10 protein-coding genes are annotated in these 14325 nt (G+C 58.6%); 7 read left to right on the top strand and 3 right to left on the bottom strand.

Going from position 1 to position 14325, the window contains the following annotated elements; translation table 11 throughout:
* Positions 1-1395, bottom strand: a complete 1395-nt coding sequence (locus EWR20_RS00815; protein WP_129358320.1) for an FAD-dependent oxidoreductase — start codon at positions 1393-1395, stop codon at positions 1-3.
* 1111 nt (positions 1396-2506) lie between these two features.
* Here EWR20_RS00815 and EWR20_RS00820 point away from each other — a divergent pair.
* From EWR20_RS00820 to EWR20_RS00840, 5 genes are all read left to right on the top strand, one after another.
* A complete protein-coding gene (locus tag EWR20_RS00820) occupies positions 2507-3772 on the top strand; it encodes an SLC13 family permease (protein WP_165000910.1) in 1266 nt (421 codons plus the stop codon).
* Positions 3773-3791: 19 nt separating this feature from the next.
* The gene (locus EWR20_RS00825) at positions 3792-4871 is read left to right on the top strand and encodes a PrpF domain-containing protein (RefSeq protein ID WP_129358322.1); all 1080 of its coding nucleotides are present in this window, start codon (positions 3792-3794) and stop codon (positions 4869-4871) included.
* A 594-nt stretch (positions 4872-5465) separates the two neighbouring features.
* Positions 5466-6203, top strand: coding sequence for a hypothetical protein (locus tag EWR20_RS00830; protein WP_129358323.1), 738 nt, complete (start codon positions 5466-5468; stop codon positions 6201-6203).
* Between the two features lie 310 nt (positions 6204-6513).
* Entirely contained in the window at positions 6514-7932 is a 1419-nt protein-coding gene (locus EWR20_RS00835; protein WP_366150729.1) for an APC family permease, read from the top strand.
* A gap of 44 nt (positions 7933-7976) precedes the next feature.
* Entirely contained in the window at positions 7977-9629 is a 1653-nt protein-coding gene (locus EWR20_RS00840; protein ID WP_238147498.1) for an amidohydrolase, read from the top strand.
* Between the two features lie 290 nt (positions 9630-9919).
* Here the strand turns inward: EWR20_RS00840 and EWR20_RS00845 are convergent, their stop codons facing one another.
* Together EWR20_RS00845 and EWR20_RS00850 are read right to left on the bottom strand one after the other, a co-directional pair.
* On the bottom strand, positions 9920-10300 hold the full coding sequence (locus tag EWR20_RS00845; RefSeq protein WP_238147499.1) for a GyrI-like domain-containing protein: 381 nt from the start codon (positions 10298-10300) through the stop codon (positions 9920-9922).
* A 94-nt stretch (positions 10301-10394) separates the two neighbouring features.
* Complete coding sequence (locus EWR20_RS00850; RefSeq protein WP_165000949.1) at positions 10395-11396, bottom strand: Lrp/AsnC family transcriptional regulator; 1002 nt, start codon at positions 11394-11396, stop codon at positions 10395-10397.
* A gap of 183 nt (positions 11397-11579) precedes the next feature.
* Between EWR20_RS00850 and EWR20_RS00855 the strand changes: the two genes are divergently transcribed.
* Together EWR20_RS00855 and EWR20_RS00860 are read left to right on the top strand one after the other, a co-directional pair.
* Entirely contained in the window at positions 11580-12986 is a 1407-nt protein-coding gene (locus EWR20_RS00855) for an MFS transporter (protein WP_165000911.1), read from the top strand.
* A complete protein-coding gene (locus EWR20_RS00860; protein ID WP_129358327.1) occupies positions 12983-14182 on the top strand; it encodes an amidohydrolase in 1200 nt (399 codons plus the stop codon). Before EWR20_RS00855 ends, EWR20_RS00860 begins: the two co-directional genes overlap by 4 nt.
* Positions 14183-14325 lie beyond the last annotated feature (143 nt).

A 14325-nucleotide genomic window follows, 5' to 3' on the forward strand; every position in this document is an offset into this window, starting at 1 on the left:
TCACGCCTCCATCGGCACCTTGTAGCTGGGTCCGAGGTAAGCGCCCTCCTCAGTGAGCCGACGCTGCAATTCTGTGACGTCTACCTCGACCGGATTGACACCATGGTCGATTGCCAATCCGGCGGCCTCGCCGGCGGCCTGGCCGATCGCAAAGGCCGGTGGCATGACGCGCACAGCCGCCAGAGCCTCGTGTGTTGCCGATATGCACCGACCGGCGGCGATCACACCAGTCAGCGAGATGGGGACAAGGGAGCTATAGGGGATCTCGTAGATATTTGCGGTGGCCGGCAACTCATCGTCGAAGGGGCCCTGCGTGCTTGAAGGGCTGTGGATGTCCGCGGGATATCCGGCAACGGCGATGACGTCGTTGAAATGTCGCCCGTCGACCAGATCGCTTAGGGTCAACGTGTACTGCCCGGTGATTCGCCGCGACTCGCGCACGCCTACGGTTGCGGCGGTCTCGGTGACGCGTGCCCGTTCCAGGCCGGGAAGCCGGTCGTGAAAGAACCGCATGAGTTCGGGGATCTGGTGGCGTGTGATGATTTCTGCAGCGGTGAGATCTGCCGATTTCGTGCCGTCCTTGCCCAAGACTCGCGTTGTGTTGATACTCCAGACACCGGGCTGCATGGTTTTGAATAGCTGGACTCCGCGGCGGGGAAGATCATAGGTGCCCTCTGCCTGTGCCTGTTCCACCAAGTGCTGGTAGGGGAAGTGCTCATCGGGATTTTGCCGTTTGTACTCTTCTACGGACTCGTCGTCTACATCTGCTATGCGGAAGAACACTGTCATCGGCTGAGTCAGTCCGTCCTCGGTGCGTCCGAGGTCGAACTTTCCACCACCATGCGCGACGACGTCACCGTCCCCGCTGCAGTCGATGGTGATTTTGGCCGGGAAGAACGTCAGGCCGTCTTTGTTCCCGACGATGACTCCCTTGACGTTCTCATGCTCGACAACGGTGTCGACAACAAAGCTGTGAAGCACGATGTCGACGCCGGCCTCTTGGCACATATCCAGGGCCTCGAGTTTGGCGGCCTCCGGGTCGAATGGTGTGACGGCCTCGTGGCCGAACTTCATGAACCCAGCGTATGGCGTCCCTGACTTAGTCTTGGAAGGGTGCACAGCCGCACCCTGTTGTTCTAGTCGCGTAATGAACTCGTCGAAGATCCCCCGTACCAGTTGGACAGAGCCGTCCAGAGAGAATGATGTCATGCACGGGTTCACCATCCCCGCCGTCAGGTTCCCGCCTAGAAAGCCGTACTGTTCCACGATTCGGGTGCTGTTGCCAGATCTTCCCGCGGCTATTGCTGCCGCCAACCCAGAAGGTCCACTGCCGACCACCAGTACGTCGGTTTCCGGCGCAATCGAGATTTTCTTCTCGTAGTGCATTGTGACCATGATGCGTTTATCCTCCAATTGTCAAAGACTGGTCCACCGTCTGTAACGGTTTTCTCAAGCTAGTGGCCGTGTTCAGCAGGTCTCAACGATTTTGAACATTCGTGCGATATGCACATCGGGTGCAGCCCACCTACTCCTCCATAAGTGCTTTCCCGACAAACGGGGTTGTAGAGCGGATGCCGATGCGACCTGGGCGCACATCTTGTTTGACATCAAGGTCGTGTCAGGACGGTGGCCCGATCAGGCACGGCGGGTGCCGCGGGTCTTCTTCTGCGATGCCACCGAACTCTTCCCACTCGTCTCAGAGGGTGTCTGGGCACCTGCAATCGAGACGTCCCCCAGGGCAATACGACCGATATGAGTCAACGTGAGGGCCCCGCACACCTGACGAGAAGTATCAGAAGTATCAATTGCTCGAAGAGCATTGTCCGGGCAATCGGTTGGAACTGGTTGCCCGTCACCCCTCGCCCTGTGCGGGTTGATAAATCAGGAACGGATAATGCACCTCATGGCAAAGCTCGTAAGGCAATAACGGCGGCGAGATTGAGGGCGAGGGTATTGCGTTGGCGTCAAATGAACGGCTAACGCTGAAACGGATAAAGTCCTTGAGACCTTACTGCGGAAACACAACGAAAATCGAAATGCCAGCAAATATGGCCACCGATCAAGGGCCGTCCATCCAGCAGGTGCAGGAATTTTTCCAACGGGCCGCGGGAGGAACATTCCGAAATAGACGCAGGCCTGTTGTAGCTACTGATTGATGCGGCGCGTAAGGCGGCGGTGGCCCACGGTACAGCCGTGCATGTACACCATGTCCCGGGTAGGTTCCGAGCTTGCCGGTGACTTGTCCGTGGACTTGCGTGTGTGTGCTCGACTAGGTACACGATGCCTCACGCGGCGTTGGGTAACAGGGGAGCGGCGGACTTAACGCTTTGCTGCGCTGGGGTTGCCTGCTGATACGGTGACCTCTGTGATTCCGATAACCATCGTGTCCCCCAGGGGGTCGGTGTCCGCCGGCGGGCGGCCAATTAACTGAGCTTTCTCCAGGTGCGGACTTCTGAATCGGACCAATCCTCGCCTACTCTGGCACTGATTTTTGGAGAGAGATTTTTTGAGCGCGCCGCAGACCATATCCCTCATTTTGTTGGTTTTGATCTTGATAGGGGCGGTGTGGAAGAAAATCAACATTGGCACGCTGTCGTTGTGCGCTACGTTCATCCTCCTGATCATCGCTGGCGCTTCGGTTGATGAAGTTTACAGTAGCTTCCCTGCCGACCTGGTGATTCTGATTATCGGCGTATCCCTGATGTTCAGTCACTTGGAGCTCAGTGGGGCTATTCGCTGGATTATCAACGGTGTCTTCCGTGTTGTCGGAGACCGCCATGCGCTGATTCCGTGGGTGGGCTTCCTCCTCGGCGGTTTCCTTTCTACAGTGGGCATTTTCGGTACTGGCCCGGTGGCCATTCTGGTACCGATCATCGCATTCATCTCCGTCAAATATCCGGGCACCTACCTCATTAACGCGCTGGGCGTGATCATGGGATCCATCGGATTGGGAATGTCCCCATTGAATCCCACGGGCGCGACCGTCCATCACTTGGCGACGAAAGCAGGCGCCGATTACCCTGTATGGGCCCTATGGCTTGTGGCCCTTGTGGTGACGGCTGCCGCTCTGGCGGTACTCCAGATCATTTTCGCCATCATGACCAAACGCGGCAAAGCGCTGATTGAACCGCGTGCATCGCAGGTTGACGAAGGAGCCGAATCCAGTTCAGAAGCCATCAATACGCCCTATGCGGTGGGCTCGATCATCGGACTGTTCCTGTTTGTGCTGTGCGTGATTGCCTTCGGCACCGACGTGGGTCTGACCGCCATGGCGATTACCGCAATTTTGCAGTTGATTTTTCATCCGGCTCAGAAAGACATGCTCAGTCGCGTCCCCTGGGGTGCCACGCTGCTGATCGGCGGGCTTCTGACCTACCTGGGTCTGCTGGAGTCCGTGGGGACGATCGACTCGATTCAGAACTCAATGAACGGGGTTGCTTCAGGTGCGGTCCTCTTGCTTGTCCTGGCCTATCTGACCGCGGTGCTGTGCAATGTGGAATCCTCTGCCCTGGGCGTGTTGAGCCTTACCATGCCGTTGGCCTATGGATTCTTCTCCGATTCGCCTCACATTTTCTGGATCGTGGCGGCGGTTGCCATCCCCTCAGGCCTGATGGTCATGAATCCGATTCATATTGCCGGAACGTTGGTTGTCGCCAACGCGCAGCAAGATCGACAGAATGACGTGTTTAGGATCTTCCTCTTTACATCCCTGGGCATGACGGTAGTGGTCCCCGGGTTGTTATCCCTTATTCCACTGGCCCTGAGTATTTGAAAGAGAATTCGGGCAAGACATGAACAACAAAATTCCAGTATCGATCGTGCGCGGTGGCACCAGCCGCGGTGTATTCCTCAGAATACGTGACCTACCCCGGGAGCTCTCCGAGCGGGAGGCCCTATGTGTTTCCTTGATCGGCAGTCCTGATCCACTGGCAGTCGATGGACTTGGGGGAGGGGCATCGTCAAACAGCAAGATTATGGCCGTCGACCTCCCGGACAGGATCACCGCTATACCCGGAGCTGACAAATGTCCCGACGGCATCGACCTGGTTACCTTATTCGCCCAAGTGGATCCACGATCTCCCAGCGTTGACTGGAGTGGCAACTGCGGAAACCTCAGCGCCGCGGTGAGCGCATATGCGCTGGACCAGCAACTGCTTGCACGAAGCGGGCAGCGGGCGGTCGTGCGAGTCTGGAATATGAACACCAATTCGATTTTCGAGCTGGAGCACGACCTCGACGGCGGCGTCCTGCCCCAGAGCGGTGATTTCACGATTCCCGGCGTGCCAACCCCCGGCCCTCGAATCGACTTGAGGTTTCTGGCACCGGGAGGCGAAAAGACGGGATCAGTACTGCCCTGCGGCCCGATGACGTTTCTCCCTGAAGCTGGTATCGAAGCGTCTCTGGTCGATGTCACCAATCCGTTGGTGCTAATCCGCGCGGCAGATGTTGGTCTTAAATCCTGCGGGATGCCAGAGGAACTCAATAAGGAACCAGCCCTACTGGAACGCCTCGAATCCATCCGTCGGGAGGCCGGCAAGCTCATGGGCCTGCCCCAAAGCACTGCGATCCCCCGTGTAACGTGTCTGTTCCCAGCTGCCGGGACGCATGAAGTTCAAACGCGAACGACATCCATGGGGGTCCTACACCACGCGATTCCCGTAACCGGGGCGCTGGCGTTGGGCGCGGCAGCAGCACTTGGAGGCACCCTGCTCGATGAATTCGTGGCGCGGGCTCCCAGCGGCGATCTTGTGATCCAACAGCCCCAGGGTCTTGTCACAACCACGGCCCATACACACCAGGATCATCTGAAATCCGCCGGCATCGCCCGTACCGCCAGAATCATCATGGACGGCTTCACTTACTCGAACTGAGGCAGCAAGAATATGGTCAGGTCCCTGGGCGTCGGAGAAACCCGGAGCCGTGGTTAGGGTGCGAGCCCATATCCGCTCCCCTCAGGTATTGGTCGACCAGGATCCACGTTTGTTGATGATTCCTCCGGAGGCAATGGACTCCTGAATCATCTCTCTTCGAGGAGCTGATTTCGGGACTTTGCCCTATGCAAGGATGGAAACAACCCGCGAAGCGATGAAAACCGTTGCCTAGGCCGGTATGACCAGGTCTGTGGTCATGCTCGGGATTGCTCCAGCCTCCGAGGCCGGTGGAACGTACAGTTCTCCGGTGACGACAGCTCCACCGCAGATGGTCCTGCGCTCTGGGTTCTCTCCGTTCCCCGCGCAGACGAGATGCGACCGTTGCTGGCGGAGACCTTCTGAGTCGTATACCGGAACGCAGCCGCGGTCGCGGGCGAATATGAGTCTGTCATTGTCGCCGTCAGATTCGCCTGACGATTCCGCCCGACGGTCCAGTAGGTTCGCCCATGAATCAAAGTTACCGGATCTGTACTTGTCAGTAGGGTACTATCTTTCCGTCGCTATTTTTAGCCTTACGAACCATTCAGGGGAACCATGCCTGCAAACAATATCTCCCGGAGAACTATCGTCCGAGGCGCTGCGTGGTCTGCGCCGGTCATCGCTGCCGCGAGTACCGTGCCAGCTTATGCCGCATCCATATGCCAGGATGTCGCTTACCAGCCAGTGCTCAGCACCAGCACCATCACACGTTCCAGCTCGACCTCCGCTACGGGAAAATTCAATCCCACGATCACGCCCTCTTCGCCTACCGGGCCGGTAAAACCAACGGTCAATGTCTCGTTCACAGCGTCGGCGACCGGCGGCAAGATCATCAGCGCGGTGCAGAACCTCGCGGTGGCCGGGCAGCAGAACCAACTGGGATACAACGGTGCAGGTGACCTCGCAACCGACGGTATAGAACTCATCCAGAGGGGGCCGATTGGCTATGCAGCCCGGCAGATCCTAAACATCACATTCGATCGCCCCGTCAGCAATTTGAAGTTCACTCTCGCGGACTTCGATCAGTCGAATTACCTGGACCAGGTAGCCGTCTCCGGTTCTCCCATCATCACCAATGCTTCCGGCGTCAGCGGCTCCGGAACCCCAACGTCGCCTCTGGGGCCGAACCGCAACCGCGGTGATCTCAGGTCTGACAACACGAACTCGCGAAGCTTGGTTCAGTACACGCAACCCACTACGTCGGTGACCCTCGAATTCTGGAGCAAAACGGGCGCAGGAAGCCAACAAATATTCCTCAGCAAAATGAGCTTCACCGCTAGTACCTGTCCGTAGCTGGAAAAGCAGTGGACGCTGGGGCTCGACGGCCTCAGACAAAGTGTCCCAAGGGTTTCGTGATGCAACACAGTGCATGGAATCCTACGGCCAGGGATTCGAGTGGGGCCGGCCAGGCCGCGTGCGGCCTTGAATCCGCTGCCACATTGGCAGTCAAGGCCTCAGGGGTTGGTGATGGTGAGTCCCTAACTCATCAGCACAAAGCAGTGACGTGAAACACGGTGATGCTATATTGTTGGGGAATTAAACGAACTTAGTTCGTTTGCGGCGATGACCAATTGGCGTCGCGACCCGCCCCATCAGGAGCCCCGTGAAACAGCCGCAGCCTCCCCACTTGAAGCGCACCCTCGGCACCATGAGCCTGACTTTGTTTGGGCTGTCCTACATGGCCGTCGGAACCGTGTTCACAACGTATGGCATCGTCAATCAACTCACGGAGGGCCACCTTGTGGCCTCCTATCTGGTCGCCGTCATCGTCATGCTCTTCACGGCCAGTTCCTACGCGGCCATGGTGCGCCGATACCCCGTCGCGGGTTCGGCGTACACCTACGTCCAGCAGTCCTTCGGCGGAGGACTGGGCTTCCTCGCGGGCTGGACCCTGATGCTGGACTACCTCTTCATACCGATGATCAACTTCCTCATACTTGGGCTGTACATCGGCACGCAGTTCCCCTCGGTACCGCATTGGGTCTTCATCCTGGTCGCACTGATCCTCGTATTTGTATTCAACGTCCTCGGCATCTCCATTGTGGGCAAGCTCAACTCCGTCATCGTGGTGGTCTCGCTGGCTGCCGTGATGGTCTTCGCGGTTCTGGCCATCAAGACTGCCCTGGCGGACCCGACCGCACCGGCTCTGATGGATCCGTTCATCCCCAGTAGCTCGGACTACAACCCGGTCTTCACCGGCGCCGGCGTGCTTGCCCTGTCCTTCCTCGGCTTCGACGCCGTATCCACGCTCTCCGAGGAGGCAAAAAACGCTCGCAGGGACATACCGCGTGCCATCATGCTCACTACGATTCTCGGCGGGCTGATCTTCCTCCTCGTCGCCTGGTGCGGCGCCCGCGCATACCACCTGGACGACTGGTCCCAGGCCTCCCAGGAGCTGCTCGATGCCGCAGGCATGGTGCTCTTCAGCCACGTAGGCGGAGAACCTCTCACCGTAGTCTTTCTCATCATCACCGTGGCAGGCTGTTTCGGTTCCGGCCTAGCCGGCCAAGTCGCGGTCTCCCGTATTCTCTACGCCATGGGCCGGGACGGCATCCTGCCCAGGCCACTCGGCTTCCTTTCCAAACGCCGCGGCACTCCGGTGGTCGCCGCCGCAGCCGTCTCCGTCGTCGCTCTGTTGTCGCTGGTTCTCTCCCTGGACCAAGCCGCGTACATGATCAGCTTCGGTGCGATAGCTGCATTCGCCCTCGTGAATCTCTGTGTCATCCGGACTTATCTCTTCCCCCGCGGCGGTCGACCACGACGCGCGACCGCATTGGAACTGCTGCGCTTCGGCCTCGTCCCGCTCATAGGGTTCGGCTTGAGCGTGTGGCTTTGGGTTTCGCTCAATTCGTTGACCTGGGCCATCGGCGGGATCTGGATCCTTGTGGGCTTTGGCATCCTGGTTGCCAAGACCCATGGTTTTCGTCGCCCCGTCCCCGCGCTGAAGTTCTCCGAGCCCATCCCAGACACCCAGATGATCGACGAGCTCGGCATCGGCCAGCCGCTCAAACACCACCGATGAATCAGACTGTGCCAGACCAACCGCCTCACATCCCCAGGAGCACCGTGACGACCACCATTTACCACCACGCGACCGTCTTCACCGCAGAGGGTCCCGAAAAATCTCCTGATCAGGAAACCCCCGATGCACTGGCCGTGCGGGACGGATTGATCCTCGCGGTCGGGCCGTCGGACGCCGTGCGCGCAGTGGCAGGTCCAGGTGCCGAGGAAGTGGACCTGGACGGCCGTTTTGTGGCCCCCGGCATCATCGATGCCCATACACACCTGGACAGCTTCGGGGAGTCATTGGCAAAGGTCCAACTGCGAGACTGCTCCAGTCTGAAGCAGATCCTGCAGGCGCTCGTCGCGGCGCGCGCCGCCGATCCCAGGGCGTCACGCGTACTGGGCATCGGCTGGCTTTTCGATGCGGTGGGCGCTGAGCGACCCACCGCCGCGATGCTCGACGCCGTTCTCCCGGATGTGCCGGTCTACCTCGACGCGAATGACTTGCACTCCGCGTGGGTCAACTCTGCTGCACTGGCAGAGATGGGCATCGACGATTCCACTCCGGATCCTGTCGGTGGCGAGATCGCTCGGGACGAATTCGGGCGCGCGACCGGCATGCTCTATGAGACTGCTTGCACGCGCTATGTCTGGAGCTTCCTGGCCTCCGTGGTCACGCCGGAAGATCGTATCCGTTCTCTGGACCGGGCGTTCACGTCATATCTCGGGTCCGGTGTCACGGGTGCTACGGACATGTCGATGAACGACGCCCAACTGTCGGCACTGCGCGCGATCATCGACAGGGACGGTCGATTGCCGTTCCCGGTCTCGGCGCATTACCTGTTGGAGCCTTCGGGGTCATTGGAACAGGACCTGGCTGCCGTGTCGCATGTTGCGGCAGTACGTGAGGATGTTGCGGGTTCGGGCGAGGACGGCTGGTTGCGCATCTCAGGGGTGAAATTCATCCTGGACGGCGTGATCGATGCCTGCACAGCGCCCATGCGCTGGCCTTACGCAGACGGTACCAACGCCGATCCGATCTGGGGTCTTGAAGAGTTACTGCCCGTCGCGGAAGAGGCTGACGCGGAAGGGCTGCAATTGGCAATGCACGCCATTGGCGACCGCACCAGTCAGATCGCACTGGATGTAGTGGAGCACTGCGCCGCGGTGAACGGGCCACCTGCTCGACGGCATCGGATAGAGCACCTGGAATCGGTCGCGGACGAGACCATCTCTCGAATGGCCGCTCTGGGTGTGACAGCTTCGATGCAGCCTGTGCACTGTGATCCGGCTGTGCTGAGGAATTGGAAGGCAGTGCTCGGGGACTCTCGCGCCGAGACGGGCTTCCCGTGGCAGAAGTTACGCGAGGCAGGGGTGCCCATGGCGCTGGGAACAGATGCACCAACCGCTCCGCATCAACCCCTATCGAACCTGTACATCGCCCTGACGGGCGGGTCCGCGATCGACCCGTCCCTGCCGCCATACCACCCGGAGCGCGTCTTCACACCGGAGCAGGCTCTGACCGCTCTCACCGCGGGAAGTGCAGACGCTTCAGGCATCGAAGGGGGACGGCTGCGCCCCGGACTCCCGGCGAACTTCGTAGTCCTGGACGTGGATCCTTTTGCGCCCGATCCGTCTGCGCTGCTGAAGCAATCAGTGGTGAGCACCTACGTAGCAGGAAGGTGTGTGCACGCCGCGACGTCGGTCCGGAGCTGAGGCCTGTACCGCTACGGCTCTTCGACTCCCCCTCTCAGAAATTCTTCGGAGTACGGAACAAGTGGTCACGGACGGGTGCCGCAGGGTAAAAGCTCCCGGAGCGAGGTTTGCGGAGGAGTTCGCGTAGCCCGTTTGTGGGCTACGCGACTATCCCGTCACTCCTGTTCTATAGGCACCCACAGCTGCCCGCTGACCTGCGACCCGTCGGCGCTCATCTGGACGCTGAGCATCTCAGGCCCTTGTGCCCACCGGTACGGGTTGGCCGGGAACCATTCCGTGGCCGCGTCGGACTACAGATATTGGAGAACCTTGGGGGATGTTCCCTGAGTCTCGAATACGACCCACAATCCGGCGGGGACGTCCAGGCGGTCGAATCCTTCTGGCGCTGGTTGCGATGTGGCTACAGCATGCCAGTAGTCCAATTCGCTCCCTTCGGTACGGTGCTCAGAGATGTTGCCGGTTACCGACAACGCTCCCGCCGGGTCGACATTGGAGATAGCAAGCAATCGATGGGTTGCCGCCTTGTCCAGGTTCTGCTCGAACTGCTCGATGGACTGGTTCGGACCTTCGTATATCAGCGGGACGCGGGTCCTGAAACCGACTAGAACGAAGGCCTCTTTGCTCCCTTCAACGCGGAGATGGAATCTCAATTGCGGTTGGGAATGGAGCACCGCTCCTGGTGCCCGAGCCTGAGTGGGTGTGAGTCCATGCATGGCCTTGTCCGGGGGGGGGGGGGGTCAGAAGAAACGGCAGTGTGCTTGCCAGCTACTTCGTTGACCACCACGTAATGGGGACCGTGCTATTGCGGCTTCCGTCTTCATTGAGAATTTGACCCATCCGCTTGTAGGAACGCAACACAACGTGACGATCGGCAACAGTTGCCCGAGGGGCTATGGCTACCACTTTTGCCTCATGATCTTGCACTTGGTCGTAGCTATGAATCCACAGTGTTGCAGTAAGATTCGCGGCCCCGAACACTTGCGCTGAAACGCGGCACATGGGGTCAGCAGCTAAGTGCGCGCCTACCGCATCGACCGCGTCGCTAGGGACCGACCAGTTGACGATGACTTCTTGTAACCCTAGGTTCTCCCGTGTTGAGGTATCGCATCGGAACTCCATCGACCCCGTACTCATCATCTGTGTAACGCGTCGCTTCGCTGTCTGAGCAGATATTCCCACGCTATCCGCGATCTTTTGCCAAGCGAGCCGGCCGTCAGCGGAGAGTTCTTCAAGAATCTTTATATCGATACCGTCCGGTTGCCGACCGGTTGGAGCCCGCGCATGCGTTCGCATAAGAGCTTGTTGTTCGGGCTCATCAAGTACGCCCGAACGCCATTGGCTACCAAAACGATATATTTTGGTGATGGGATCGATCTTGCGGCGAACCACTCCCGGCATCGAAGGGAGATCACGAGTGAGCAGATGCATGAGGTCATGGGCTGAGGCCGCAAAGCAATCAAGAAGAAACTGACCTTCCCCGGATAGCAGAAGCACGGATGCGAAGCTCGGCTCGGCACATAGACGCTCAGCCAGCTCCTCCTGGTCTCCCGCATCTGCCTCGATACTGATAAATGCAGACCACCCTTCTTCGTGGTGCCTGTATCCGGGAGAGACCGTGACCCACGCTTCTCCTGTTTGAGTCAGCCCTTCCCAGCGTCGCGCAATCGTGGCCGGGGAGTAACCGAGCACCTCTGCCAAGGTCTCAAAATCTGCCCGTGGTTGGACTTCGAGGGCGCTGACGATCGCTAGATCGGTTTCATCCATCATGGGCGTTTTCCTTAATCGAGCGTGCATTTTTGGAAGATTCCCGCCATTTTCAACCCTACTGTGATCTGGGATATAGCCTGCAATGAGCGATCAAAAATTGACCCTCGAAAGTAGTCAGACATGGACTCAATACCTCGCGAAGCCGGCCCACGCAGCTGCGTACAGCCGCAACGGTCCCCACAGATGGCAACATCCTCTGCCCAACGCGGAGTTGTCGGAGTGCTTGCACTCATGGTCATCGTCGAATCGACGAGCGGGGTTGTTCAGGGTTATTTGAATCCCATTCTTCCAGCGCTCGGGTCGGTATTTGACGTTAACGCCCCTGAGGTGAATGGCCTGTTCCTCCTCTCCAATGTCTCCTTCGCGGTCCTCACCCCACTTATCTCACGGCTTGGTGACAGCTACGGTTACCGTTCCGTGCTGCGGGCCAGTTCGCTCATGGTTGCGGTCGGGGTTCTACTCATGGCTTTGATCCCCTCGTTGCTTACCGTCATCATCGGCATCATCCTCATTGCCGGAGTGGTCGGTTTTATTCCGCTCATGATGGGTATCCTTCGGAGTACTTACCCCGATGTGGTTCGCACTGGGGTGAGCTATCTCGTCGGGACACTCATGATCATGATCGGTGTCGGAGGCCTTATCGCGGGAGTCCTGGGGATGGCCAACCCTTTGCATGGTTTCTGGGTAGGGGTTCCATTCGCGTTGGCTACCCTTGTCTGCTCATTCTTTGTCCCGGACGCAGGAACGGCAACGCGTGAGTCCATCGCCGCAACGTCGATGAGTAGCTGTCTATTGGGCCTTGTAATGACTATTGCTGGCCTCTCCCTGGGGCCTGACTTCGGGTGGATGGATTGGAGGACTCTTTCCCTTCTTGTGGCCGGAATAGGATTGTTAACCTTCTGGGGTTATCTCGATTCACGGCCCAGTGAAAGAAAACAACGTTTCATTGACCTGCGGCTAATTCGCAGACGCTCTCTGCGCAGCGTATCGGTGGCAACCTTTTTCTTCGGGTTTGCCTCCATCAGCTACTTCGGTACGAATGGAATTTTTCTCAGTTCGGAATATTCTGTTGCCGGGTACGGATTTAGCTTCTCTCCTATGCTCATTGCTGTTCTGTTGGCCGCTACTTCGCTGCTTTCTTTTGTCGCTTCTGTTGCATCGGCTCCGCTCATGAATCGACGGTCCGAACGTAGTGTATTGACCTTGGCCGGAATGATTCTGGCTTCCAGTTTCGTGGTGATGATGGTCGGGGTACATAGCCTTATCGTCTACATCGTCGGATTTTGCCTGTTCAACGTCGCGCTGGGCGTGTATCAGGCTGCAACGCGGTCGTTATCCGTCGAGGGTGTTCCGGCCGACCAGACCGCGGCCGCTGCAGGACTCAATGAGCTGGCACTTTCCGTAGGTATCGCTGTAGGAGCGGCTGTCATCAAGATGATTTCCTCTGCCACTGTCACCGGTAGTGGCACCATCTCATCGACCGGGTTGACCCTTATTTGGCTCTCCCTCTGCTTGGCGTCTCTCATCGCGGCAGTCGCAGGGTCTCGCTATCCCCTACAACATCGGACAGTCTCGGAGGTCATGTCATGAGCGACGCTAATACACCAGTCCGTTCTCAACGACGCACTCTTGCTGAATCGGTATCGCATACTCTCGAAGTCTGGCGCGATACATTGCTTGCTTATAGTCATGCTCTGCATGCCGACCCGGAACTCAGCGGTGAGGAGTACCGTGCGGCAGAACGGACCAGAGTCATTTTGCGTGATGCAGGATTCGATGTGGACGGAAGGCAACCTGACGCTCCGACTGCACTGAGTGCTACGTCCGGGTCCGGTGATTTCACAGTCGCTCTATGTATCGAATACGACGCGCTTCCTCACATCGGTCACGCTTGTGGGCACAACGTCAATGCAGCATCAGCTCTGGGCGCGGCCATCGCCTTGTCGCGACTGGCAGAGGAGTTGGACCTCACCGTCCAGGTCCTTGGCACGCCAGCCGAAGAGACGCACGGGGGCAAGATCGACCTCATTGAACAGGGATTCTTTGAGAATGCGCATGCCGCGGCAATGGCACATGCATCCGCTCAAGATGCGGCTGGTTGCTCGTCGATGGCGCTGTCCGCCTGGGTCGTTTCCTACCGAGGTGTAGCCGCCCATGCTGCCAGCGCACCGTCGTCGGGCGTCAATGCCCTGGATGCTGTACATATAGCGCAAACAGCTATCGCTGTAGCCCGTCAGCAACTTCCCCCTGATTCCGTCGTTTCTTTGATTGTCGAAAAGGGTGGCGATGCCGTCAATATCATCCCCGAGTGCGCCCAGATCTCAGTCGAAATGCGTTCGCCACTCAGCCAGGATCTCGAGATCATCAAAGACCGCGTCGAGAAGTGTCTCCGAGCCGGAGCTATTGCTACCGATTGTGAGATCAACATCGAACCGCAAGGCAACACCTTCGCAGACCTCAGACAAGATCCGGATCTATCCCAAGCCTATGTTTCTGCGCTTCTGGATCGGGGCCGCGATGTCCCGATACTCGACAAAGCAATCGCATCAACGGATATGGGCAATGTTTCCCAAGTTCTGCCGAGCATTCATCCCCAGATCGGGTACGAAGTCCACGGCGCGGTCAATCACAACAAGGCGTTCGCCGCCTACGGTGCAACGGCTTCTGCGGACCGAGCTGTTCTCGACGCCGCGTACGGGCTTGCCATGGCAATGGGCATAGCCGCAACAGACGAAGATTTGCGTATTCGCCTCATGAGGGCGCGGCAATCAAGAAACTGCCCCTAAAGCCGGTGACTGCGGATTATTCGGTGGACGGACGCAACAACCATGATCGTGACGATGGCTGGTTCACGGAGTGAGGCCCGGCGCCAAGACCTTTACCTGCAGAAGCGGGACCCTGCGCATCAGAAAAAAATCTCCCCATGGAG

It is taken from the genome of Rothia uropygioeca, assembly GCF_004136585.1.
Classification (GTDB): Bacteria; Actinomycetota; Actinomycetes; order Actinomycetales; family Micrococcaceae; genus Rothia.

Coding starts and splice junctions, on each gene's coding strand:
- EWR20_RS00815 (WP_129358320.1), bottom strand. CDS start 1,395: ATGGTCACAATGCACTACGAGAAGAAAATCTCGATTGCGCCGGAAACC.
- EWR20_RS00825 (WP_129358322.1), top strand. CDS start 3,792: ATGAACAACAAAATTCCAGTATCGATCGTGCGCGGTGGCACCAGCCGC.
- EWR20_RS00830 (WP_129358323.1), top strand. CDS start 5,466: ATGCCTGCAAACAATATCTCCCGGAGAACTATCGTCCGAGGCGCTGCG.
- EWR20_RS00850 (WP_165000949.1), bottom strand. CDS start 11,396: ATGATGGATGAAACCGATCTAGCGATCGTCAGCGCCCTCGAAGTCCAA.
- EWR20_RS00855 (WP_165000911.1), top strand. CDS start 11,580: ATGGCAACATCCTCTGCCCAACGCGGAGTTGTCGGAGTGCTTGCACTC.
- EWR20_RS00860 (WP_129358327.1), top strand. CDS start 12,983: ATGAGCGACGCTAATACACCAGTCCGTTCTCAACGACGCACTCTTGCT.